The 24,330-nt window shown below is 62.0% G+C and carries 24 protein-coding genes; 5 read left to right on the top strand and 19 right to left on the bottom strand.

Annotated elements, in window-relative coordinates; genetic code table 11:
* Window positions 1–306: 306 nt before the first annotated feature.
* A complete protein-coding gene (locus VJ698_RS23530; protein WP_324105251.1) occupies window positions 307–816 on the top strand; it encodes an HPF/RaiA family ribosome-associated protein in 510 nt (169 codons plus the stop codon).
* Between the two features lie 290 nt (window positions 817–1,106).
* On the opposite strand, the gene VJ698_RS23525 is transcribed toward VJ698_RS23530, so the two are convergent.
* From VJ698_RS23525 to VJ698_RS23495, 7 genes are all read right to left on the bottom strand, one after another.
* Window positions 1,107–2,006, bottom strand: coding sequence for a GNAT family N-acetyltransferase (locus tag VJ698_RS23525; RefSeq protein ID WP_324105250.1), 900 nt, complete (start codon window positions 2,004–2,006; stop codon window positions 1,107–1,109).
* Window positions 2,007–2,438: 432 nt separating this feature from the next.
* Entirely contained in the window at window positions 2,439–2,918 is a 480-nt protein-coding gene (locus VJ698_RS23520) for a VOC family protein (RefSeq protein WP_324105256.1), read from the bottom strand.
* A gap of 160 nt (window positions 2,919–3,078) precedes the next feature.
* Window positions 3,079–4,923 (bottom strand): AMP-dependent synthetase/ligase, encoded by a 1,845-nt coding sequence (locus tag VJ698_RS23515; protein WP_324105255.1) that lies wholly within the window; start codon window positions 4,921–4,923, stop codon window positions 3,079–3,081.
* Between the two features lie 88 nt (window positions 4,924–5,011).
* Window positions 5,012–5,788, bottom strand: a complete 777-nt coding sequence (locus tag VJ698_RS23510) for an ABC transporter ATP-binding protein (RefSeq protein ID WP_324105249.1) — start codon at window positions 5,786–5,788, stop codon at window positions 5,012–5,014.
* Window positions 5,785–6,558 carry an ABC transporter ATP-binding protein gene (locus tag VJ698_RS23505; RefSeq protein ID WP_324105248.1) on the bottom strand — a complete coding sequence of 258 codons (774 nt, stop codon included), beginning with the start codon at window positions 6,556–6,558 and terminating at the stop codon, window positions 5,785–5,787. Before VJ698_RS23505 ends, VJ698_RS23510 begins: the two co-directional genes overlap by 4 nt.
* Window positions 6,559–6,580: 22 nt before the next feature.
* Entirely contained in the window at window positions 6,581–7,657 is a 1,077-nt protein-coding gene (locus VJ698_RS23500) for a branched-chain amino acid ABC transporter permease (protein ID WP_324105247.1), read from the bottom strand.
* A 3-nt stretch (window positions 7,658–7,660) separates the two neighbouring features.
* Window positions 7,661–8,500, bottom strand: a complete 840-nt coding sequence (locus VJ698_RS23495; protein ID WP_324105254.1) for a branched-chain amino acid ABC transporter permease — start codon at window positions 8,498–8,500, stop codon at window positions 7,661–7,663.
* A gap of 248 nt (window positions 8,501–8,748) precedes the next feature.
* Between VJ698_RS23495 and VJ698_RS23490 the strand changes: the two genes are divergently transcribed.
* The 3 genes from VJ698_RS23490 to VJ698_RS23480 are packed head-to-tail and all read left to right on the top strand — an operon-like array spanning window position 8,749 to window position 11,806.
* A complete protein-coding gene (locus VJ698_RS23490) occupies window positions 8,749–9,744 on the top strand; it encodes a phosphotransferase family protein (RefSeq protein WP_324105246.1) in 996 nt (331 codons plus the stop codon).
* The gene (locus VJ698_RS23485) at window positions 9,741–10,127 is read left to right on the top strand and encodes a DUF6285 domain-containing protein (RefSeq protein WP_324105245.1); all 387 of its coding nucleotides are present in this window, start codon (window positions 9,741–9,743) and stop codon (window positions 10,125–10,127) included. The genes VJ698_RS23490 and VJ698_RS23485 overlap by 4 nt, the downstream gene beginning before the upstream one ends.
* Before the next feature lie 26 nt (window positions 10,128–10,153).
* Complete coding sequence (locus VJ698_RS23480) at window positions 10,154–11,806, top strand: AMP-binding protein (RefSeq protein WP_324105244.1); 1,653 nt, start codon at window positions 10,154–10,156, stop codon at window positions 11,804–11,806.
* A gap of 203 nt (window positions 11,807–12,009) precedes the next feature.
* Here the strand turns inward: VJ698_RS23480 and VJ698_RS23475 are convergent, their stop codons facing one another.
* The 6 genes from VJ698_RS23475 to VJ698_RS23450 form a co-directional block, all read right to left on the bottom strand.
* Window positions 12,010–13,182 (bottom strand): ABC transporter substrate-binding protein, encoded by a 1,173-nt coding sequence (locus tag VJ698_RS23475; protein ID WP_324105243.1) that lies wholly within the window; start codon window positions 13,180–13,182, stop codon window positions 12,010–12,012.
* A 72-nt stretch (window positions 13,183–13,254) separates the two neighbouring features.
* Window positions 13,255–14,040, bottom strand: coding sequence for an enoyl-CoA hydratase/isomerase family protein (locus tag VJ698_RS23470; protein ID WP_324105242.1), 786 nt, complete (start codon window positions 14,038–14,040; stop codon window positions 13,255–13,257).
* Between the two features lie 64 nt (window positions 14,041–14,104).
* Entirely contained in the window at window positions 14,105–14,929 is an 825-nt protein-coding gene (locus VJ698_RS23465; protein ID WP_324105241.1) for an SDR family NAD(P)-dependent oxidoreductase, read from the bottom strand.
* A gap of 33 nt (window positions 14,930–14,962) precedes the next feature.
* Window positions 14,963–16,105, bottom strand: a complete 1,143-nt coding sequence (locus tag VJ698_RS23460; RefSeq protein ID WP_324105240.1) for a CaiB/BaiF CoA-transferase family protein — start codon at window positions 16,103–16,105, stop codon at window positions 14,963–14,965.
* Window positions 16,106–16,187: 82 nt separating this feature from the next.
* Window positions 16,188–16,631 (bottom strand): acyl-CoA thioesterase, encoded by a 444-nt coding sequence (locus tag VJ698_RS23455; RefSeq protein ID WP_324105239.1) that lies wholly within the window; start codon window positions 16,629–16,631, stop codon window positions 16,188–16,190.
* Complete coding sequence (locus VJ698_RS23450) at window positions 16,625–17,074, bottom strand: hypothetical protein (RefSeq protein ID WP_324105238.1); 450 nt, start codon at window positions 17,072–17,074, stop codon at window positions 16,625–16,627. Before VJ698_RS23450 ends, VJ698_RS23455 begins: the two co-directional genes overlap by 7 nt.
* A 170-nt stretch (window positions 17,075–17,244) precedes the next feature.
* Here VJ698_RS23450 and VJ698_RS23445 point away from each other — a divergent pair, with 170 nt between their 5' ends.
* Window positions 17,245–17,913 (top strand): nitroreductase, encoded by a 669-nt coding sequence (locus tag VJ698_RS23445; protein WP_324105237.1) that lies wholly within the window; start codon window positions 17,245–17,247, stop codon window positions 17,911–17,913.
* Window positions 17,914–17,922: 9 nt separating this feature from the next.
* Here the strand turns inward: VJ698_RS23445 and VJ698_RS23440 are convergent, their stop codons facing one another.
* Genes VJ698_RS23440 through VJ698_RS23415 form a run of 6 tightly spaced genes read right to left on the bottom strand, consistent with a single transcriptional unit; the run spans window position 17,923 to window position 24,268 of the window.
* Window positions 17,923–18,738 carry a hypothetical protein gene (locus VJ698_RS23440; RefSeq protein WP_324105236.1) on the bottom strand — a complete coding sequence of 272 codons (816 nt, stop codon included), beginning with the start codon at window positions 18,736–18,738 and terminating at the stop codon, window positions 17,923–17,925.
* A 17-nt stretch (window positions 18,739–18,755) separates the two neighbouring features.
* Window positions 18,756–19,568 (bottom strand): YaiO family outer membrane beta-barrel protein, encoded by an 813-nt coding sequence (locus VJ698_RS23435; protein WP_324105235.1) that lies wholly within the window; start codon window positions 19,566–19,568, stop codon window positions 18,756–18,758.
* A gap of 14 nt (window positions 19,569–19,582) precedes the next feature.
* On the bottom strand, window positions 19,583–20,764 hold the full coding sequence (gene wecB, locus VJ698_RS23430) for a non-hydrolyzing UDP-N-acetylglucosamine 2-epimerase (RefSeq protein ID WP_324105234.1): 1,182 nt from the start codon (window positions 20,762–20,764) through the stop codon (window positions 19,583–19,585).
* A 59-nt stretch (window positions 20,765–20,823) separates the two neighbouring features.
* Window positions 20,824–21,807, bottom strand: a complete 984-nt coding sequence (locus tag VJ698_RS23425) for a hypothetical protein (protein WP_324105233.1) — start codon at window positions 21,805–21,807, stop codon at window positions 20,824–20,826.
* Entirely contained in the window at window positions 21,804–22,841 is a 1,038-nt protein-coding gene (locus tag VJ698_RS23420) for a polymer-forming cytoskeletal protein (protein ID WP_324105232.1), read from the bottom strand. Before VJ698_RS23420 ends, VJ698_RS23425 begins: the two co-directional genes overlap by 4 nt.
* Complete coding sequence (locus VJ698_RS23415) at window positions 22,838–24,268, bottom strand: glycosyltransferase (RefSeq protein WP_414691220.1); 1,431 nt, start codon at window positions 24,266–24,268, stop codon at window positions 22,838–22,840. The genes VJ698_RS23420 and VJ698_RS23415 overlap by 4 nt, the downstream gene beginning before the upstream one ends.
* Between the last annotated feature and the right edge of the window lie 62 nt (window positions 24,269–24,330).

Here is a 24,330-nt window from a genome sequence, read left to right as displayed (position 1 = left end):
GGGAGATCTGCACGTCCGGTTCGATGAGGAGGGTGTGGAAACGGGGTGATGGCAGACGCTACTAGGGCACCGCATAGCGAAAGCAGCGGCCAACAGACAAGCCGAGCCTAAGACTACCGCGCCACATCCTTACTCTACCGTTTTGGTCTATGCCGGCGGATATCCGGGCTGACCGCTTTGAGTCCATTTCCAGACGGCCTGGCCTTGACCACATATCACGGGACGCGACCCAAACAGGGCATAGCCGACTGCCGAAAGCAGTCATTCGCCAGCAAATTGTGGAGCCCAAAAGTGTCAACGAGACCAATGGCGATTCAAATCGTCCTGTTTTTCGAGATACAGCATCAGGTAAATCTGTCTTTTACCGCGCCGTATCCTATGGAACTATGGAGATGCGGTTTAGATAACGCCGTATCTCAAGATCTGAAGGAGGTTTCCATGCAAGTACATTTCACGACGACCGAGTTCGTATTGACCCCGTCACTTCGGGACCATCTCGCACGCCGCCTGCGTTTTGCATTCGTATCGCTTCAAAACAGGATTCAATCTATCTCTGTGCGCCTGCGGGATTTGAACGGGCCAAGGGGTGGGCGTGACATGTTATGTCAGGTTGCCGTGGTCATTCCTGGCCGTCCGACGGTGTTAATCAAGGACGTACAGGAAGATATGTACGCAGCGATCGATAGCGCATTCAAGCGAGCGGCCTACAGGACGACTCAGATCGTAATGCGTCAACGCAATGTCCTGCGCAAGATTCGTAGGCACGCGAATCGAAGCCCATCTCAGCTTGATCAACAACGGGAGAACGAAGAATAATTGTCTGCAGGGCGGCATCAGCGTTTGATGCGGTCTTGCAGTAACGGGCGCTGCGCTATTGCTAACTTCCCACTCTATTTCTTCGCCTACCCCCATAGCTGGGGGCAGGCGCAATATCTTTCTCTATTGTTCCTGTCACGTTCTGTTTGCTTATACCGTTGAGCGTTTGTCCTGAGCGTCCGTATCTGATCGCACTGCTTTGGCGGTTTCACAGTAAAATTTCAGCCGCAAATTACCGAGAACGACCCATTGCCGACATTTCAGCCTGAGGTCCCGTCCCCGAAGCGGCCTCACATGAAACCTGGATTGCGCGGTAGATAACGTGTCCAGTCGCCGAAGTCGCGTGTTGACATGAGCACCATCGGCAGTGCGAATCGCATGCCTTGGCTGGCCGCGATCGCCAGTGCATTGTTTGTCCCTGGAACGAACACGGAGATCTGCTTGGCATGGCCCGCGCCGGCTATCAACAGCGCCGCCCTGAATGCATCAGGCATCGCATGCGCATGCATGACTGCTAGAGGGCCGATGTGGCCCGTTGCGGCAATGTACGCGTAGCCGGCGCACTCGCCGCCATCTTCCAGGAACACGCCTTCCGTCCTGGGATCACCCAGCAAGTACCGGTGATGCTTCTCTCTCGAGACACCCAAGGTTGCGACGTCGAGCTGCCGCAGCATCTTGTAATCGTCGGCAGTACCCCGGATAGGCGTCGCTCGCAGCGCGGAGCCCTGCGCGTGACGCATCAATGATTCACGCTCGGCACTGCATAAATGGATCGGCACGCGCGGAAACAAACCATGTCGCACGTACAATCCCTGAGACACGACGTTGAAGGCGAAGGTGATCAAACTCTGTTCGGTCGCACCGGCCTTGCTCGCATGCAGCATAGTGCGATCCAGTAGCTCGTTGCCAATGCCCTGTCCCTGCCGGCCGGGTGCAACGAACAGTTCCGCCAGGAACCAGAGTCGGCCGCAAACCCAACTCAGGGCGAAGCCGACAATCTCACTATCCTCCTCGGCCAGCCACACGCCGCGAGGATCGTCTTGAAGGCAGAACGCCTGGAAATCTGGAGACCGCGACGCGGCGATTGGTCCGAAACCGTGGCGGACGGTCAGATCGTTGATGCTGCGGACAACGAGTTCTTCAGCGCCTGCCAGTTCATGAGCACATACAGGTCGAACAACGAGCGACATGGGCACCTCCGCAGTAACAACACAGAGAAGTATGGCAAGAGGCTATCACAGGGCCAACCGCCCAATCAATGACTGGGCTCCGTCTGCTTCTGGCCGGACCCAGACGGTTGTTCTTCCACCTCCAGCGTCCGCTCTCCTTCGCATCGCAGACAAACACGTCCTCCATCGCGAGGATACGCAATGGAGGGCGGTGAACGTCGAATCACCCGTTGAAATTTCTCTCGCACGCTAGGGGTCAGTCGCGGCAACGATGGCTGAGCGAAAGAATCACGTCAGCACCGGCGTCGCTAATCCCATCGATTTGTTTGGTCCGCATGTCGCAGTTACTGTGACGCCCCATGGCGTGCAGTCCAGCCACTCCTGCACCCGGACCTCATGCGTACGATGCATCCGAACCTCATGTGGCCGATCGCATCCTGCCCAGTCTGGCGTTCAGCCGCGTCGCGCGGCTTCGATCGCAGCGATGTCGATCTTTCCCATTTTCATCATTGCTTCAAATGCGCGCTTGGCCACGGCCGGATCAGGATCGGTGACGGCAGCCGTCAGCGCACGCGGTGTGATCTGCCACGACACCCCCCACTTGTCCCTGCACCAGCCGCACACATTTTCCTCACCGCCATTTCCGACAATCGCGTTCCACAAGCGATCCGTTTCGGCCTGGTCGTCAGTCGCTACCTGGAATGAAAATGCCTCGTTGTGCTTGACCGATGGCCCGCCGTTCAGGCCCATGCAAGGGACGCCCATCACCGTGAAATCGACCATCAGCACATCGCCCTGCTTGCCTGCCGGATAGTCGCCGGGTGCGCGATGAACCGCTTTCACCTCGCTGTCCGGAAATGTTTTCGCATAGAATGTCGCGGCGTCGAGTGCGGTACCGTCGTACCAAAGACAAATGGTGTTCTTGCTGATCATCATGGCCCTCCTGAGCTGGAACAGAGAGATGCATTCAGGCCGCGCAAGCGGTTGAAGTCATCCTAACAGAGGAAAGCGCGAACTGCAGGATGCCAGCCAGTCGCCAGCTGCGACGAGGGAAATCCGCCCCTGGCAGACCGGGGAGAAAAATCAGCGGTAATCAGCGGTACATCGACTCGATCAATTCCTTGTACTTCTCATTGACCAGCTTCCGCTTCAACTTCATTGTCGGCGTCAATTCTTCATCCTCCGCGGTCAGCTTCTGCTCGATCAGGCGAAACTTCTTGATCTGCTCCACCCGCGCAAATTTCGCATTCACCTTCTCGATCTCCCGCTGGATCAGTTCCTGCACCGGTTCGCTGCGGCATAGGCTGGCATAGCTGGAAAACGGAATGGCATTGTCCTGCGCGAACTTCTCGACATTTTCATGATCGATCATCACCAGGCAGGTGAGATAGGGCCGCCGGTCGCCGATCACGACGGCGTCCGTGATATACGGCGAAAACTTGAGCTGGTTTTCCCACTCCGATGGCGTGATGTTCTTGCCGCCGGCGGTGATGATGATGTCCTTCATCCGGTCGGTGATCTTGACGAATCCCTCTGCGTCGATCTCGCCGACGTCGCCTGTGTACAGCCAGCCGTCGCGCACGGTCTCGGCGGTTTTCTCCGGCTGGTTCAGGTAGCCCATGAACACATGCGGGCCGCGTATCATCAGCTCGCCTTCCGGCGACACCTTTACATCGGCCCAGTCCGGCGCACGTCCCACCGTGCCCGGTTTGATGCGCCCGGCCGGCATCACCGTCGTCATGCAGGAGCATTCGGTCTGCCCCCACAGCTCGCGCATTTCGACGCCCAGCGCAAGATACCAGCGCACCAGTTCCGGCGAGATCGGTGCGGCACCCGTGATCAGGTAATGCGCACGATGAATGCCTATCAGCTTGCGCACATTGGTCAGCACAAGAAAGCGTGCAAGGCCGTGCAGCAACGCCAGACCAGCGGAAGGCCTGCGCCCGGCCAGGCGTAGCTCGGAGACGCGCGTACCGATGGCAATTGCCTTCTCGTACGCCCAGCGCTCCAGCGGCGTCGCTTCGGCGACCTTGATCGTTACCGTCGAATAAAATTTTTCCCAGATGCGCGGCACGGCAGCAAAGATCGTCGGTGCGATCTCGCGCACGTTTTCCGGAACGGTATCGGGATTCTCGACGAAGTTCATGCGTGTGCCGGTGAGCATGGAAAAATAGCAGCCCATGACCCGCTCGCCGACATGGCACATCGGCAGGAAAGCCATGCGTTCATCGTCCTCGCCCTGCGGCATGTAATCCGCATAGCCGCGCACCGCCGCAATCACATTGGCATGGCTGAGCATGGCGCCCTTGGGCTTGCCGGTCGTGCCCGAGGTGTAAATCAGTATCGCGAGGTCCTCGGGGCGCCGCGCAATCAGGCGCTCCTCCCAGAAGCCCGGATGCTTCATGTCGAATTCGCGCCCGATCTCGCGCAGCCGGTCCAGGCTGATTACCTGCGGGTCGTCCAGGTCGCGCAGGCCTTCCATGTCGAACACAATGATCGTGCGCACGCCGGGCATGCGCGACCGCACTTCGAGCGCCTTGTCGAGCTGCTCGTCATCCTCGACAAACAGGAAACTCGAGCTGGAATCGTTCACCAAGTATTCCACCTGCGCCGCCGCGTCGGTCGGATAAATGCCGGAGGAGACGCCACCTGCGCCCAGCACGCCAAGGTCCGCAAAGAGCCATTCCTTGACGGTGTTGGCAAGGATCGACGCCGTGTCCCCCGGCGCAAATCCGAGCGCGGCCAGCCCCATGCCAATTTCGCGCGCCACCTGTCCCGCCTCGCGCCACGTCACGCTCTTCCAGATGCCAAATTCCTTCTCGCGCAGCAAGATCTTGTCGGCGCGAATTCGGACGCCGTTCCAGAACATGCAGGGAATGGTGTCGCCGGGAAGGAGGTGCGGCGCAGGCGATGCGACAATGGGCCGCTGGCCATGCAAGGGCGTAGCGGCAACGTGTTCGATGCCTGCCTTTTTCCGGTCAAGGGTCTGAGCGCTCACTTGTGTCATGCCTCCTTGTTTCGGCGGGTCAGCGCCAGGTTTTCTTCTTCTTCCAACGCCGTGTGCCGCGCACGCCGCTATCCTTCTGGCCCAGATAGAATTCACGGATGTCCTGATGCTGCAGCAGCCGCTCGCAGCTGTCTTCCATGACGATGCGGCCGACTTCCAGCACATAGCCGTAATCAGCGGTATGCAAGGCGACGTTGGCGTTCTGCTCCACCAGCAGGATGGTGGTGCCGCGCTCGCGATTGATGCGCCGGATGATGCTGAAAATTTCTTGGGTGAGCCGGGGCGAGAGTCCGAGGCTGGGTTCGTCCAGCAGCATGATTTTCGGCCGTGCCATCAGCGCGCGGCTGATGGCCAGCATCTGCTGCTGGCCGCCCGACAGCTGTCCGGCATCCTGTTTCGCGCGCTCCTTGAGAATCGGGAAATAGTCGTAGACCGTTTCGAGGTCGCGCGCCACTTCGTCGCGATCCGTGCGCGTATAGGCGCCCATCATCAGGTTGTCATGCACCGACAGCAGCGGAAAGACCTCGCGCCCCTCGGGCACATGGCCGATGCCGCGCCGCACGATCCAGTCCGGCCGGTGGTTGTGAATCGGCTCGCCCTGGAAGGTGACCGACCCCTTTTGCGGATCGATGATGCCGGAAATAGTTTTCAGGATAGTGGTCTTGCCTGCGCCGTTTGCGCCCAGCACCGTGACGATGCTGCCCTCTTTCACACTGAGCGAGACGCCGCGAATGGCCATGACCGGGCCGTAGCTCGATTCGATGTTGTTCAGTTGCAGGATGGGTGCGTCGCTCATTGGACACCTTCCACAGTTCCGAGATAGGCCGACACCACGGAGGGATGTGCCTGCACTTCCTTCGGCGTCCCCGTTGCCAGCACTTCACCCTGGTTGACGGCGAGCACCCGGTCGGAGACGCGTGACACCAGGCTCATGTCGTGCTCTATCATCAGCACCGTGATGCCCAGTTCACGCTTGATGTCCTCGATCCAGAATGCCATGTCGTCCGTCTCCTCGACGTTCAATCCGGACGAGGGCTCGTCGAGCAGGAGCAGCTTGGGCTCGGTGCATAGTGCGCGTCCGACTTCGACCACCTTGCGTACGCCGTAAGGAAGATTCTTTACGAGACTGTCGCGATGATGCTGCAGGTCGAGCAGGTCGATCACCCGCTCCACCGCATCGCGGTGCGCGATCTCGGCACGACGTACCTTCGGCAGGAACAACACCTCCTCCCACAGCTTGGTGGTGCGGTGCGTGTGCCGCCCGACCAGCAGGTTTTGCAGCACCGTCGCGTGCTCGAACAATTCAATGTTCTGGAAGGTGCGCGCGATGCCCAGCCGCGCCACCTTGTGCGCACTCTCCCGCGTCAGGTCGCGCCCGTCGAACCGGATGCGGCCCTGGCTTGCGCGGTAGATCAGACTGATCAGATTGAAGATCGTGGTCTTGCCGGCGCCATTCGGCCCGATGATGGTGAAGACCTCACCCTTGTCGACGGTGAAGCTCACGTCATTCACCGCGCGCACGCCACCGAACTGGATGCCGATGTTCTGTACTTCAAAGTAGGCCATGGTCGCTCGCTGGTTCAGGGCACTAGTTAAGCCGCTCGGATTTCATGTAAGTCTTTTGGCGGCTGAACATGGCGCGCCGGTAGAACGGAAACAGTTCGAAGTAGGTGCGGATCTTCACCCATCGGCCATGCAATCCTTCCGGTTCAAACAGAATGAAGCCGATCAGCACGATGCCGAATATCGTCGGCTGCAATCCTGTCTGCTGCGCTATCGCCGGGGGAAGGTAATCCTTGAACGCCGAAATCGCTTCGGGCAGGGCGATGATGAAGATGGCACCGAGGATGGCGCCATGCAGCGATCCCAGCCCGCCGATCACGATCATCATCAGCAGCTCGACCGACATCTGGATGCCGAACTGCTCCGGGCTAATGAAGCGCAGCTTGTGGGCATACAACACGCCCGCGACACCGGTGATGGCCGCCGACAGCGCGAAGGCCGTGGTCTTGTATTTGGCGAGATTGATGCCCATGCTCTGCGCCGAGATCTGCGAATCGCGGATCGCGACGAAGGCACGGCCGGTTGGACTGCGCAGCAGGTTCAGCGTGCCCAGCAGGATGAGCACCAGTATGGCCAGGCTCAGATAGTAGAACTTCGTCCCGCTGTCGATGGCAAGGCCGGGCAGCTGGATATGTCCGAGCTGCAGGCCGTTGCTGCCGCCGGTGACGCTCTCCCAGCGCGTGAGTGCTTCTTCCACGATAAAACCGAATGCCAGCGTGGCGATCGCGAGATAGATGCCTTTCACGCGCAGCGCCGGCAGGCCGACGATGATGCCGATCAGTCCGGACGCAATGAAAGCCGCCGGCAGGGACACCAGGAAAGGCGCGCCCCACTTCGCAAACACTGCCTCCGTATAAGCGCCGACGGCGAGGAAGGCGGCGTGCCCGATTGAAATCTGGCCGGTATAGCCGGACAGGAGCATCAGCCCGACCGACACCACGGCGTAGATGAAAATCAGGGTGAGCTGCGAGATGTAGTAGCTGTCGAGCCAGAGCGGCGCGATGAGCACGATCGCCGCCAGCAATGCATACCATGTGACATCGATCGGCAGTTCGAACAGGCGAATGTCCTGGCGATAATCGGTCTTGAACGGGAAGCGCATGGTCTATACCTTTTTCGTCAGACGTTCGCCGAACAGGCCATTCGGCTTGATGACAAGCACCGCCAATACGACGATATAGGCCGCGATGTCCTTGAAACCCTCCGGCAGGAAAAACCCTGAGAACGATTCCACCAGCCCGATGATCAATCCTCCCGCAATGGCTCCGGGCACGCTGCCGAATCCTCCGAGAACCGCCGCCGGGAAGGCCTTGAGGCCGATGAAGCCCATGTTGGCATGCACGAAGGTGATCGGCGCCAGCAGGATGCCGGCAAAGCCAGCCACGCCGGCACTGATGCCCCAGATCATGGTGTTGATGCGTCCCACGGGAATGCCCATGTAGTAGGCCGCGAGCTGGTTCTGCGAGCAGGCCTGCATCGCCACACCGACGCGCGTGAAGCGGAAGAACGCATACAGCACCGCGCACAGCACGGCGGTCATCACGATCACGGCAAGCTGCTCGCCGGAGAGTACGACACCGCCCATGCGGACCACCGAGCCGGTGAATGGCGACTTGAGCGTGAACGTATCGGTGCCCCATCCCGGAATCATGGTGACAACGCCGCGCGATACATAGCCCAGACCGATGGTGACCATCACGATCGAGAACGCTGACTGCCCCAACATCGGCCGCAGGATGACGCGTTCCAGCAATCCACCCATCGCGGCCATGGCAAGTACGGAGAGAACAATGGACAGCCAGTACGGCAGTCCAAGCAGGGTGGTGAAGGTCAGGCCGGCAAAACCGCCGAGCATCATGAGCTCGCCCTGCGCGAAGTTCACAACTTCGGTCGCCTTGTAGATGAGGACAAAACCGAGCGCGATCAGGCCGTAGACACAGCCCATCGCGATACCGCCAACGGATAGTTGCAGCAGTTCGCCGAGCACTCTCTCCTCCTTGACGCGTGAATGGTCCTGTCGGGCAGGCTTTGAGGCTAGCTTAGCGGCAGCGCTGCGGCAGATCTTGTGTCAACTGGCTGCCTGCGTCTTGACGCACTGCAATGCCATCGCGGTCAGGCGCAGCCAGTTTGCGCAAGACCTTGCGGAAAACGGCAGGCTAGACTTTTTCGTCCGGAACAGCTGGCCTCGCAACGATGACCTCCAACGAATTCCTCGCATCCCGTCTTCGCGCCATCATCGGCCGCCTCGTTCCAGGCGCGGGCGATCTGGCCGAGCTGCGCGCGTTGCCGGGCGGCGCGAGCCAGGAAACCTGGGCATTCGACGCCGTGACACCTGGCGGTCGCGTGCCGCTCATTCTGCGCCGCGCGCCTCCGGGCTCGGTCAAGCCCGCGGAGGCGGTCGGCCTGGAGATTGAAGCGCCGCTGCTGGAGCAACTGTTTCTCGCGGGCGCGCCGGTGCCTCGCGTGGCCGGCGTCCTGCGCCCGCAAGACGGCATAGGCGAAGGCTACGTGATGGAGCGCATCCAGGGCGAGGCCAATTCACGGCGGATTCTGCGCGAGCCGCGCTACGCGAACGCGCGTTCCCGGCTGGCATGGCAATGCGGAGAGGCGCTGGCACGCGTCCACCGCATTCGCCGCGAAGAACTGCCGTCGCTGCCGCTGGTCCACGCGCACGACGCCGTCGCCTACTATCGCGAACGGCATGACCTGGTCGGCACGCCGCGCCCCGTGTTCGAACTGGCGTTTCAATGGCTGCGCAATCATTTGCCGGATCGCGCGACCAGCACGGTGCTGGTGCACGGCGATTTTCGCAACGGCAACATCATGATCGATGAGCATGGCCTGCGCGCCGTGCTCGACTGGGAGATCGCGCACCTGGGCGACCCAATGGAAGACCTCGGCTGGATGTGCGTCAATTCCTGGCGCTACGGACGCGAGCTGCCGGTGGGCGGTTTCGGCACGCGCGAACAACTGTTCGCCGGTTATGAAGCCGGCGGCGGGCAGGTTGACCCGGCGCGCGTGCGGTTCTGGGAAGTGATGGGGACGCTCAAGTGGGGCGTGATCTGCGAATCGATGGCGGTGTCCTACCAGAGCGGTGATGTACGCACCGTGGAGCGGGCGGCGGTGGGACGTCGCGCCTCCGAAGCGGAGATCGATCTGCTGTGCCTGATGCAGCAAGGAGAAGCATGATGCGTGAACAGCCAACCTCGATCCAGCTCATCCAGTCCGTTGTCGATTTCCTGCGCGACGACCTCATGCCGAAACTCGATGGCCTCACCGCCTTCCATGCGCGTGTCGCGGTCAGCGTGCTCGAGATTGCCCAGCGCGAGCTGGAAACAGGGCCGCGCGCCGACGCGGCGGAGCTTGCCGGCCTGCGCGCGCTGCTCGACATGGATGGCACACCTGAAGAATTGAACAAGGAGCTGTGCGAACGAATCGCGCGCGGCGAGATGTCGGCCGATACGCCCGGCCTGGTGCAGCACCTGTTCGCCTGTGCGATGGACAAGCTGGCCGTCGACCAGCCCGGTTATTCGACCTTTGTACGCTTAAAAGAGCAACAACAGCAGAAGTAAGTTTTTCTAAACAAGGAGAGCGCGAGATGGCAGTGGTGAATGGAGAATCGCACTGGGTTCCGGCCGAGGAGGAATCGGCCGCGTTGCGGGAGATGACCGTCGGCGACCTGCTCGATGAGGCCGCGCAACGCTGGCCGCAGCGCGAAGCGCTCGTCTATGCTGCCTACGAGGATCGCGGCCTCAACCTGCGGTGGTCGTTCACTGAATTGCGCGAGCGCAGCCGACGCGTGGCGCGTGCACTGATTGCCTCCGACATCGGCCATGGCGATCGCGTCGCGGTATGGGCAACCAATTTGCCGGAATGGCTGCTGCTCGAATTCGGCGCGGCGTACTGCGGCGCGGTGCTGGTTCCCATCAACCCGCTGCTGCGCACGTCTGAAGTATCGTACATCCTGCGCACCGCCGGTGTCAGTGTCTGCTTTGCCTTGCCGGAAAACCGTGGCGCCTCGCTGTGGTCGCTGCTGGACGAAGCCGCGCGCACAGCGCCCACCTTGCGCCTGCGCGTGGCCTTCGGCCAGTCGCCCGATGCGCTTGGCGTCAGCTGGGAAGACTGGCTGTCGCGTGCCGATGCGGTGTCCGAGGACATGCTGGAGCAGCGCCGCCTGCAGGTGACGCCGCACGATAGCGTACAGATCCAGTTCACCTCCGGCACCACAGGTTCCCCGAAGGGCGCCGAGCTGTCCCATCTCGGCGTGGTGAATGACGGGCGGCTATTCGCACAGCGCGCCGGCCTGAGCGAAGGCGGTCGCAACGTCAATCCGATGCCCTTGTTCCACTGCGGCGGCTGCGTGATTGCAACGCTCGGCGCGCTTGCCACCGGCTCGACGCATTATCCGATCGTGACCTTCGAAGCGGAGCGTGTGGCCCGCACCGTTGCCAACGAACGCGCGACCGTCTTGAGCGCCGTACCCACCATGATGATTGCCGTGGAAGAAGCGGCGCAGCGCGAAGGACTGGACATCTCCGGACTGCAGCGCGTAATCACGGGCGGTTCGACCGTTCCGCTCGAATTGCTGCAACACTGGAATCGCAAGTTCGGCACGCGCTTTTCCATCACTTACGGTCTGACCGAGGCCTCGCCCATCATTACCCAGAGTTCGCCTTTCGATCCGGATGAACTGCAGATGGGCAGTTGCGGACAAGCGCTGCCGGCAGTGGAAATGGACGTGGTGGACGCCGACGGCAAGCGCGTGCCGCTCGGGGAACAGGGTGAAGTACGCACGCGTGGATGGCTGGTGATGAAAAGCTATTTCGGCAATCCCGCCGCGACACGCGAGACGCTCTCGGCCGACGGCTGGCTGCGCACCGGCGACCTGGGCCGCATGGACAGCAACGGCTATCTCTGGATCAGCGGACGCGCCAAGGACATGATCATTCGCGGCGGCGAAAACGTCTATCCCCGCGAGATCGAGGATGCGCTCATCACACTGGACGAGATCGTGGATGCGAATGTGATCGGTGTGCCCGATGAACGCTACGGCGAGGAGATCTGTGCCTATGTACGGCTCAAGCCTGGCGCCAGCCTTACGGTCGAGGAATTGCGCGAGCGTTTGAATGACCGGATTGCACGTTTCAAGATTCCGAAGTACCTGCGTGTTGTCGAACAGTTCCCGCTGACGCCTTCCGGCAAGGTGCAGAAGTTCAGGTTGCGCCAAATGTTCGCCGAGGAAACCGCATGATGGATAAAGGATGGTAGGTGGGTAGGATAGTAGGGTGGGTAGAACGAAGCGAAACCCGCCAGCGCCTCGACTGCCGTTGGCGCAGCATCAAGGCTCTTCCCAACGCTGAAGGCACGCGGCGCAACCTGCGTCGTCATCCGTACTCCCGGCCGGCGCATTTGCGCCACGTGGTTCAAACGCCCCGGCCGAAGATAACTGCACCGCTATTTGATGATATCGGTCACATTCACCCAGCGCCCGCCCTTGATCTGCTGCACGCGCATGCCTGCCACGCCGAGGTGGTTGGTCTTCGAATACTTGAAGTCCGCACCGAAGATATCGCGCGGGAAGGTCATCGATTGCAGCGTGTCGAGGAAGGTATCCAGCGTCAGGTTGGGTCCCGTCTTTTCCGCTGTCTGCACGAACAGGTTCATGCCGATGTAGCCCCACACCGAGTAGGTGTCAGGATCATCGCCGAACTTGGCCTTGTAGCGTGCCACCCAATCGCGAATGGCCGGCGACGGATCATCCGCATAAGGAAGGCTGAACTGCGAAATCGCATACAGGCCTTCAACCGCATCGCCGCCAAGCTTGTGCGCGACGGCGGAATTGGTTGCGGTCGTCCCGAGGAAATCCGCCTTCCAGCCAATCTTTTTCGCTTCGGTCATGATGGCGACCGGCTCACGCACGACGGCGCCGAGCACGACCAGTTCGCAATTGGCACTGCGCAGCTTCGCGACCTGCGAGGAAAAATCCGTGGCGCCGCGCTTGTACGAGGTCTTTTCGGTCGGCTGCATGTTCAGCGCTTTCAGACCTGCCTCATAACCTTTCAGCACATCCTGGCCAAAGTCATCGTCCTGGTACAGCGCACAGATCCGCTTGTAGCCCTTCTCCTTGACGAGGTAGCGCAATCCAATCACGACCTGGTCGATATAGGGCGGCGCGTAGCCGTATTTCAGCTTGTGCAGCGGCTCGTACATCTGTTGGCCCGCGCTGAGCGCAAACAGGTTGGGCACATTATTTTCGATCAGCACCGGAATGGCGGCCATATTCGTTGGCGTGCCGACGGTGGAAATCATGGCGAAGATCTTGTCCTTCTGCACCAGCTTCTGCGCGCCGAGCAAGGCCTTCTTCGGATCATAGCCGTGGTCCTCCACCACGAGCCTCAGCTTGCGGCCGTGAATGCCGCCGGCAGCATTGGCCTCGTCCACACGCATCTGCAAGCCGTTGCGCCCGTTCTTGCCGAAATTGGCAATCGGCCCGCTCAGGTCCTGCAGCGAACCGACCACGATCTCGTTCTTTGTGACGCCCTGGGTCTGCGCATGGCCAATTCCGGCAAGGCCGAAGCCGGCGGCAGCAATCGCAAGGGCTCGCACGATTTTTCGTTGGTGCATCATCTCCTCCTTTGAATGGCGAGTGGTTAATGTATACACGGAACACACGTCAGCCAGTGGATGCGGTGCAGTGCTTCACCGGCCCAGAAAATTCGGCGGGCGCTTTTCGAGGAAGGCCGCAACGCCTTCCATTCCATCATGAGAGCGCCCGGAAGCGATCATGTATTCACGCTCGATATCCAGATGCTCCGCAAGCGATCGGCTCGATGCGCCGGCAATGAGCCGCTTGATGCGCCCGAGCGAGAGCGTGGCACCCGCAGCGAGTTGGCTGGCCAGCGTCCTTGCCTCGACGGGCAGGCGCTCGTCCGGATATACCGCATCGACGAGGCCACAGGATAGGCATTCACCGGCGGTCAGGACACGATTCAGAAACAGGATTTGCCGCGCGCACGTCGCTCCCGCGCGTTGCACAAGGAACCACGAGGCACCGAGATCCGGCGTGAGGCCGATCGCGGAATAGCCGCCACGCAACTTCATCGATTCGGCTGCAAGCACCAGGTCCGCGCACAGTGCAATGCTCAGCCCGCCGCCGCCGACGGAACCATTGACCGCGCTGATAATGGGAACAGGAAGACTGGCCAGCTTGAGCATTGCGTCATGTAGCGGCGGCAGGTCGCGTTCCATGTTTTGCGCGAGCGCTTCTCCCGCTGCCTTCATGCCGTCGATGTCGCCGCCAAGGCAGAATTTCGTGCCTGCGCCTGTGATGAGCACGGCACGGACGCGCGGCTCGGAGGCAAGCCGGTCAATGGCACGCATCAATCCATCCGCGAGCGCGGCGTCAATGGCGTTGCCGTGTTCCGGCCGGTTGAGAATGATGGTTCCCACCGCATCTTCCAACTGAAGCAGTACTTCATCAGCCATTGTCGCCTCGGGATGGTATGAATCCAGTCCGACAGTAGCAGAGGGGAGGAAGCTCAGTCTTGCGTCAATTGGCTGCGCCGGGATGCGCCACATGGATCGAAGCCAGCCGTGCTTCCACCTCGCGCGTACTTCCCAACACGACCTGGCACAGCCGCGCGCCGCCATCGATATCAATTTCCGCGCCATTGATGTAGGCCGCATCGTCCGAGCAAAGGAAGGCGACCAGCGCCGCGACTTCATCGGGCTTGCCGGGGCGGCGCGCCGGCGTCAGGCTCATCGTGTAATCCATGATGAGTTGCGGCAAGTGGGTAGCGACAACGGGCGTCTCAATCAGGCCTGGAAGAACGGCGTTGCAGGTGATCCCATGCGCCGCATATTCGAGCGTGACGTTGCGCGTGAGGCCAAGCAAGCCGGCTTTCGATGCAGAATAGCCGGCCTGCCGGTGCAATCCTCCCCGCCCCGCGAGCGACGAGATATTCACGATGCGGCCCCATTTCTGCTCCACCATGCGTGGCAGGACCGCGCGTGTCAGGTTGAACGGCCCGCTCAGGTTGACGGCGAGTTCGCGCTCCCATTGTTCATCCGCCATGCGGTCGATGGGAGCGATGTTCGCCGTCAGTGCGGCATTGTTCACCAGGCATGACACCGGGCCGAGCGCGTCGTTCACCTCGGCGACGGCTTCCCTTGCCTGCCTGGCGTCCGCGACATCGGCCAGCACGGTCATTGCCTTGCCGCCCTGGCCCTTGATGATCTCGGCGGTCTCGTTCACGGCGTCAGTGATATCGAGCAACGCTAGATCGGCACCTTCGCCGGCAAGGCGAAGCGCAATGCTCCTGCCGATGCCGCCCGCCGCGCCGGTGAGCAGCGCAACTCTTCCTTTTAATCGCATGGTGTGTCTCCTCCTTGTTGCGCACGCCTTCGGTCAAATGATCCGGCGTTCCTTGAGCTCGTCGATGACGGCGGGATCAATTCCCCAGTCGTGCAGGATTGCTTCGCTGTCAGCACCGGGTTTCGCCGGGGCCGACGGTGTGGCGGGTGCGCTTTTGCTGAAGCGTGGTGCGGGCGCGGGCTGGGTGACGCCGTTCACCTTGATGAAAGTCTCCCTTGCCCGATTGTGCGGGTGTTCCGGCGCCTCGTCCCAATCGAGCACCGGCGCGAAGCACACGTCGGTTCCCTCCATCAATGCGCACCATTCGGCGCGCGTCCGGGTCTTGAAGACATCCGAGAGGCGGTATTTGAGCATGGGCCAGCGATGGGCATCGCGCTGCTGCTCGAAAGCGGGATCGTCGATGCCGCACAACTGGATCAGATTTGCGTAGAACTTCGGCTCGATGGCGCCGATGGAGATGTACTTGCCGTCAGCGCAGGCATAGGTGTTGTAGAAATGCGCGCCTCCGTCGAGCAGGTTCTCGCCACGCAGGTTGTTGAGCGAGCCATCTGCCTTGAATCCATACATCATCGCCGAGAGCAGCGCTGCGCCATCCGTCGTCGCTGCATCCACCACCTGCCCCTTGCCGCTGCGCGCGGCGTCGAGCAAGGCACACAAGACGCCGAATGCGAGCAGCATGCCGCCGCCGCCGAAGTCGCCGATGTAATTCAGGGGAACGACGGGCGGCTCGTCCGATCGGCCTATCGCATGCAGCGCACCGGACAAGGCGATGTAATTGATGTCATGCCCCGCCGCGTGGGCCAGGGGACCGTCCTGCCCCCATCCGGTCATGCGGCCATAGACGAGCCTCGGATTGCGCGCATGGCACACCTCCGGGCCGAGGCCAAGGCGCTCCATCACGCCGGGACGAAAACCTTCGACCAGCGCATCGGCCTGCGTGATCAGCCGCAGGAGCGTTTCCGCGCCGGCCGGCTTCTTCAGGTCGATGGCCAGCGAGCGCCGGCCGCGCGCGGTGACGTCAAACCGGCAATCCTCCGGCGCCACGGGAGACGACGCCCCAAGGCGATCAATGCGGATGACTTCCGCTCCCATATCGGCAAGCATCATGGCGCAAAACGGGGCCGCGCCGGTGCCGACCATCTCCACCACTCTCAACCCCTTCAGCGGTCCTGCCATCCTGTCCCCCGATTCAGAGCGCGATTGTGATGACGGATTATTCCCGAGTACGACAACCGGAGCATCGTCCGAAGCGACGAAATCAGCGCTGCCTGCACTTGCACAATTGCAGCTTGCCCGCGAGCAAGGAAGGAATCGAAACCGGGCGGCCGGTTTCACGCGCGATGAGCACCAGCACGTTGTCCGCGACCGCCAGGCAGGCACCGCCGCTGAACACGCCTACCCGTAGATGCACCGAGGATCGCCCGATGGCCGAAACGCCGGAGGCAAGAAAGACTTCGCTGTCCGGCGGACGATGACTGGCCACTTCGATCTTCACGTGTGCAACGAGAATGCCGAGCGGCCCCTTCCGAAGATCGATACCGCATTCCTGCATGACCTCGGTGATCATCTGGGAGCGTGCCTGTTCCACGTAGCGCGCCAGTGCGGTATCGCTGACACAGGCATCGGCATCCATGTCGCCGAAACGCGATGACAAGGACACCACGCTCGGATAAGCCTGCATATCCATTCCCTCCGTCAGCATGGCGCCGGCTCCCCGGCAAGTCCAAATTCCAGCAGGCGCGCGCGCACATGCGAAGGCAGGCCGCGCCACTCACCGGCGTGCCATGCGCCCGTGCGGCACTCCTGCAGCCCTACGCAGGCGCCGTCCTGGAACATGCCCACTGCGAGAGTGTAATCCCGCTCGTTCACCGCGATCAGGCTGACGCCGCAGGTGACCGGCGCGGGATAATGCGTCACCGCAAGGAAGTCGGTTTCAATCCCCGCTGTGCGCAAGGTATCCGTCTGCGCGAGCCACGCATCCCTGCCGAACAAGGAGAGGTGCAGCCGGCTGCGTGCCTCTGCATGCATGGACAGGACCGCAACATTGTTGACATGCCGCTCCGTATCAACATCCGCATAACGGGTTGGTATCTCTGCCTTGAATTGATAGAACGCGAGCTCGCGCCGCCACTGCTTGCTTCTCATGCCGCACCTGATGAAAGAATTACATTGCATTGAATGGAGGCCGGCCAACACCGGCGCGGCCCACGTGCACATGGTAATTGGCGCCCGTTTGGCAGGCATCGTCGGATCAGACGATTGATGCGGCGTGCATTCACCGTTAACCTTGCAGCTTCGACAGAAAGGAAACCAGGATGAAGGTGAGCGAAGCCATCACAACGCGCCGTTCCGTGCGCGGATTTCTCGACAAGCCGGTGCCGCCCGACCTCATTCGCCGCGTGCTCCGGACGGCGAGCCGCGCTCCCTCCGGCGGCAACCTGCAGCCCTGGCACGTCCACGTCGTCAGTGGCGAATCCATGGCCCGGCTCATGCAGATCATGCAACAGCGGGTGCTGGACCAACCCGACGGCGAAGCGACCGAATACGACATTTATCCGAAGAGCCTGATGTCGCCCTATCGCGAGCGACGCTACAAGGTCGGCGAAGACCTGTATGCGTGCCTCGGCATTGCGCGCGAAGACAAGGCCGGGCGCAAGCGCCAGTTCGCGCGCAACTTCGCCTTGTTCGGCGCGCCCATGGGGCTGTTCTGCAGCATCGATCGCCGCATGGGAAGGCCGCAGTGGGTCGATCTGGGAATGTTCCTGCAAACCGTGATGCTGCTGCTGCGCGAGGAAGGCCTGGACAGCTGCCCGCAGGAGGCCTGGTCGCTCTATCCGCAGACGATGGGAGACTTCCTGAAGCTGCCGGAACACATGATGCTGTTCTGCGGCCTGGCGATCGGCTATGCGGACCCGGATGCGCCGGCGAACCGCCTGTCCACCACCCGCGCGGAACTCGACGAATTCGTGGAGTTCATGGACTGACGACGCCGGTCACACCAGTGTCTGTTCGGGCAGGTTGCTCGCGGCCCAGGAATACAGCGCGATGAAGGCTAGCACGTCGAAGGTCGTCCCGAAGCACATGTAGAGAAGCGGCATGAACAACACGGAGCCGTGTTGCAGCAGGAAACCGTGCACCACTGCCTTGTGCGGAATCATCACCACGAAATAGCCGAAAATGATCGCGGTGTACCACGTCTTCTTCAGCAGGTTTGCATTGAACACGTAGTAGCCGGCACCAAGCATGAAGGGAATGGCCAGCATGACGCGGTAGCCGTTGTTGACGACGCCGGCGACATGGTCATGCGCGGTGAAGGAAAAGGACGCAGGGAAGAACCAGATGGCCGCGGTTGCCGACAGCTGGATGCCGCACAGGATCCGCACCAGGTAGCGGAGCGGCATTTTCTCGCGCTGCAGCCGGTAAGACAAAGCCCATCCCGCGACCGAGACTGCCGCCGTCGCCAGCATCAGCGTCGTGCCGGGCAGGCCAAATGCATCGCCCGGGGCGAGCGGCGCAAAGGCGATGTCGGCATCAGGCGGATGAGGCGCGACCGACCTGAGCGGGACGCCCAGGTACGCCAGCCAGAAGTCCATCACGGCGCGCCACAGCGCCATCAGCTCCGCCTTGAACCCGACCAGCAAAATCCAGAGCAGGATCGGCAAGCCGATGGCGTAGGCCAGGTTGCCCGGCGTGAGCGCGATACGCCCGATGGAGCGATGCAGCGCTTTGCGGCCATGACGCGCCCGTGCGTCCCTGAGCGCCTGGCGCGCTCGCGAGAATGCCGCATCGCGTTTTTCCGGCTTGAGCATGCCACCTCGCCCGCAGATCAATCGAATTCATGGAACAGGTTTGCAGCCACACCGGTACGACGGTAAATCGGATTGTGGTAACGCTCGGCGCGCAGCATGACGCCCGAGTGGCGAGTGAACCAGTGCCGCCATGCGAGGCTCCGTTCACCGCTGTTGAAGCCCACGATACTGCTCGCGGGGCCGATCGCCTGATACCCTTCGCTGCCCCAGGCGACTCTGGCAACGACCAGGTTGGCGCCACTGCGGCCGTAGGTCGCCGCCACGAATTTCTGGGTGGAGTCGACGGCGCCGGGTGCGCTGCGGTTGAAGCGCACGCCCCCTTCGACGACCCATGGTGCGTCGAAATAATAGATGAGCCCGGCGGTCAGGCTGCGATCGATGTGGTGGTCAGGCGCCCGGTAATAGCCCGCGCCGAGCGAAGTGACCAGCTGCCGCGACGGGAGCCACTTCTTGTTGATGAAGGCATCGACGCGATAGCGCGGCAGGAAGAACGCGCCATCGCCAGCGCCGACGGCCAGGCTGCCGTACCAGTCGGGATTGATGGTCCATGTATCCATCACGCCCGCGTACTTGCCATCGGTATCGAAATGGCGCTGCGCCGACAGCTCGCCGCGCAACAGGTGCGCACCGCGCTGCACGCCACCGCGCAGCGTGAAGTCGCGCCAGTCGCCGAATCCATTGCTGAGGTTCGCCTTCAGGGCTTCTGCTTCGATGAAGCCTGTGGACGCGGCCGCCGGTGCAGCCGGAATGACGGGTGTGTTTTCTTCGGCCAGGCCGGGCACCAGCCAGAGCCATGCCGACGCGCCGAGCACCCATGCTTTGATGTTCATCGCTGCTCCCTTGCTCACGATGGATTCTGCGGCATGGCGCCCTCGTCGCTGCCGAGAATGTTTGCAATGCGCTGTCCAGAATGACCATCGCCGAAGGGGCTGGAGTCCAGCTGCATGCTTTGGTATAGGGTAGCATCAGTCAGCAACGCGTGCGCATGCGCATGCGCAACGATACTCGCAATGTCCGTCCCGACCAGCACCGCGCCACCCGCGTCCACCAGTTCCTGCCGCTCGGTGCTCTCGCGCGCCACCAGCACCGGCTTGGCAAAGGCAGACGCTTCCTCCTGGATGCCGCCCGAGTCGGTCAATGTGAAGACGCAGCGGCTGAGCAGATCGATCAGGGAAGGATAGTCGGCCGGCTCCGTCAGGCAGAGCCGCGCGCGAACATCTTCGTCGATGGCTTCCAGCGCTGAACGGATATCCTTGCGCACTGCCGGGTTGGGATGCACCGGCCATACCGCCACGACCTCGGGATGCTGTCGCAGCAGTTCGCTGACCGCCTGCGCGATGCGCCGGATCGGCTGGCCCCAGTTTTCGCGCCGATGCGCCGTCACGAGGAGCAGTTTCCTGTCCTGCATCGCGTCAAGAAAACTGCCGAGGTCGGGCGCGTGCAGTGCAGGGTCAGCGGCGCTGTCGCCCGCCAGCCTGTCCCGCGCCATGAGTGCCGCATCGATCACCGTGTTGCCGACTTCGTAGATGTGCTGGGCAGGAATGTGCTCCTGCAGCAGGTTGCGGCGTGCCTGCGGCGTCGGCGGGAAATGCCAGTAGGCGAGACGACCGATCAGCTCCCGGTTCTTCTCTTCCGGGAAGGGTTCGCGCTGCCATGTGCGCAGGCCGGCCTCGACGTGAGCAACGGGCAAGTCGTGGTAATAGGCGACGAGCGCGCCGACCATGGCCGTGGAGGTATCGCCTTGTACCACCACCGCATCGGCGCGATGCGTGTTCAGGACATCTTCCATCGCGTCGAGCAGGGACGTGGTGAGGTGCGCAAGCGACGGCGATTTGCGGTGCAGGTCAATGCTGACGTCGGGGGGCATGCCGAAGAAATCATACAGGCCCTGTGCCATGCTGTCGTGCTGGCCGGAATGCACGACGCATACCTGCTCTCCCTGTTGCGTCAGCGCCTTGAAGACCGGCGCCATCTTGATGATTTCCGGGCGCGTGCCGATGAACATCATGAACGTCCGTCTTTGCATCTTTCGCTCCCGTCTGTTTCCTTCTTCGCCACTACATTCATGCGTGCCGCGGCATTCTTCTAGCGGCATGACGCCCGCGGACTTGCAGCCTGCACATGCCGCGCCTGCAGGATCTGGAGCACCGTCTCGTCTGTCACCGTCCAGTGCTCCGAATGCCGGAACGGCATTGCTTCCCGCAGCCAGCATCGCGCACTGGGCAGGTCGTCCTGCCGCAACGCGATCAGCGCGATCAGGCCCCACGCGAAGTCATGCCTGATCTGCGCCAGCCATTCCTTGCGGTGCTGTTTCATCCACTCCTTGTAGTACGGACGAGGAGAGGCCGGCAGGTCCGGGTAGCCAAACAGCAGCGGAAAGATCTGTGCCACGCTGTCGGGATAAAAGTGCGGTGCGGCCAACGCCTGCTCTGGCTGCGTCGACACCAGAAAGCGTTTTCCCTTCGCGTCCCAGAACACTCTGTGGATGGCCTGAGCGAGACGCTGCGCCTCGCCCTCGCTGCGTGCGTCGCGGCGGCTCGACTGCGCGGCCCACACCTCGAGGTTGTCCATGAACAGGCCTTGCTGATAGATCGCCGATACCAGGTAAATGCCGCGTCGCGCATCAAACAGGCGCGCCAGCACGTCGGCACTTTTCTTGTAGCTGGTGCGCAGCACGACGTCGGAAGCAAGCGCAGCCGGATCCGACTCAAGCAGTTGCATCCACATGGCCTGCAGGGCATCGTCGGCATCCGCGGCCTTGCAGCCGACCCATGCCGGGCCGGCCCGGCAATAGCGGTCGAACGTGCCATCCAGCTTCTGCCGGCTTACCAGCCATCGGATCCACTTCTCGCGATACGGCGTGATGTCCAGCCCGTTTTGCTGCGCCAGCAGCAAGGCCTGCACGACGAAGTAAGGATCGACGATATCTCCGCCGCGCAAGATGAGGATGGGGCCGGACGGTTCGGCATAGCCCGACAAGTCCAGCGTCGCGGCCGCGGCGGGCGGCTGCGTGAACAGCGACCATCCCAGCATGGCCACGATGACGGCATGGGACAGGAGAGCCTTCATGCTTCCACCAGTCCCGCGCGGCGGGCCCACAGCGTTCCGTGAACGACGGCGCCGATGCGTGCGAGGATGACGGGCGCGGTGATGGTCGTCAGGGCATCGGGCGAACCGATGCGCGCACCGGCACCGAGGTGCACGCGCGCCTCCGACACCACCGGACCCTCGACATGCGCACCGGCCTGGATGTCGATGTCCTGTTCGGAAACCAGCGCGCCGTCGACGAAAGCGCCCCGCCCCGCAATGATGCCGCGGCGAGCCTTGAGATTGCCGACAACTGCCGCCCTGTCGCCAATGCGGAGCAGGCCGGACACGATCAGCGCTCCCTTGAAAAAGCGGCCCGCTGGCAGCACGCAGTCGCCGCTGACCAGCCAGGTATCTGCAGCGCGCCGGATCGCACCGGGAAACCTGGCGACCACGAAATCATCCGCAGACAGACGGCCCATCATCGCATCCTTCATCGCCCCCGGCATCGGTGGACCGAAACGAATGGCCGGTGCGGACACGCGGCTGAAACCGGAACCGGGGCCGAATTCAACCGAGGTATCCGATGACAGCCGGTCCAGCGCGATGCTCGCGGGCCCCAGCCGCACGGCACCCCGCGCATGCGCCCATGCGACGATCTCGCTCTCGTTGCCGAGTTCGAGCGCGCCTTCGCACATCAGTGCATTGAAGCAGCTGCCGGCCGGCAGGGACAGGTCGCCTTCCGCCAGCACCGGCTGCATGCAGTGGACGGGTTGCGCAATGCGTGTGCCGGCGGACAGGAGGATCGGCCTTGTGAGCGTCGACCATGGCACGTTGCTGCAATCGGGTGTTGCGCGCAAGAGCGATTGTTCCTGGTGCTCTTCCTTGCCGGGTGCCGACAGTGCCCGCTGCAGGAAACGGTCGCGGAGATACAGGATGTCGCTGGTCGGGTCATGCGGAATGGGCAGTGGAGCGCAATCGGTCGGATACTGCCACTCCTGCCATGCGGGTACGAATGGCAATAACAGCAAGGCCACGGCAAGAATGGCGAAGGCAAAAAAGACAAGTAGGGTCATCGCGACGGTTCCGGTTGTGAAGGTGCACCTTGGCGGTAGCGCACCGTCTTGTCCCAGATCATCTCACGCTTCATCAGCGAATCGACAAACAGGCGCCACGATGCGTAAGAGATGGAAAACAGGCTGACGAAGAAGCCGAGCAGGTTGAATGGCAGCAGCCGCAGGCGGCGGCGGTTTCCGTCCAGGATCACGGCAATCACGATTTCATAAAACGCGGCGAAGTTTCCCTGCGTCCCGTAGGCGACGAAAACGCTGGCCGGAATCAGGTCCACCAGCGGCGATGTGCGGTTGGCGAAATACAGGACAAGGGTCAATGCCCATCCGGCGAGCAGCAGCAAGGGCATGGCAAAGACAAACAGCAGCAAGGCGCCGTCGATGCGCTCGCGCAGGCTCAGCTGCCTGCTCGTCAGGAAGCGCAGTCCATGCCGCACCAGCACCTGGTTGTGGCCTTTCGACCAGCGCATCACCTGCTTGAGGCGTACAGACCACTCTTCGGGCACTTCCTCGTAGCATTCGGAGCGGTTGCTGTACACCACCTTCCATCCATTGCAGAGCAGGCGATAGGTCATGTCGGTGTCTTCCGCCAGTGTGTCGTCGCGAAAGCCGCCTATTGATTCGACTGCGGACAACCGGATCCCGCCGACCGTGCCTCCATACTGCGGCACCAGGCCGAGGTTCATGCGCGCCTGCTGGTCGACCTGGTATCCGCCGGAGCGTTCAAGGTCAAGCAGGCGCGTAAGCAGATTGCTGCCGGCATTGAGTGGCACCACGCGGCCCATCACTGCGCCGATCTCTGCGTCGAAGAACGGAGCGACCAGCTGCTTGAGCAGGCCGCGCCCCGGCACGTAGTCGGCATCAAAGATGATGATGACATCACCCTCTGCGAAGGCCAGTGCATCCTTCAGTGCCGCGGCCTTGCCGGCCTTGCCGTCGGTGCGGTGAAATGGGGAAATGCGCCCGGGGTGACGGGCAACATAGCTGTCAATGATTTCCCTGGTCTGGTCAGTGGAGCGGTCGTTGACCGGAATGATCTTGAGCCGGTTCGGCGGGTAATTCGTTTCCAGCAACGCCTCGATGCATCCTGCAATCACCTTCTCTTCATTGTGCGCGGCGATGAACACCGTGATCATCGGCCATTGCGCGCAATCGATGTCGATATAGGGATGGCGCTGCCGCCCGAGCAGGCGGCTCAGGGTGAACAGCAGGTGGCGCAGCGCGTAGATGCAGATGATCAGGACGATGACGGACAGAAGGTTCGCCATGACTTCGACCACGCCGGGCAACGTGGCCGACAGGATTTCGTCGAGCTTGCCGCTCCACTCCGCGGGAGGACCGTACGGCAGCAATGCCAGCATGGCGGCCCGCTTGCCGGCGATCGGCCTTTGCGCTCTTGCCGGGCTGCGGCAAAGATCCTCGATGCTTTTCATGGCAGGGTTCTGATCGTTGTGCAGTCGGCAGCCCTGCTGCCCGGGCCGGGGCAGCAGGAATC

Origin of the sequence: Noviherbaspirillum sp., assembly GCF_035254685.1 — a bacterium.
Taxonomy (GTDB): Bacteria; Pseudomonadota; Gammaproteobacteria; order Burkholderiales; family Burkholderiaceae_D; genus Noviherbaspirillum.
The sequence above is the reverse complement of the archived record's forward strand: the minus strand, read 5'-3'. Positions and strand labels throughout refer to the sequence as shown.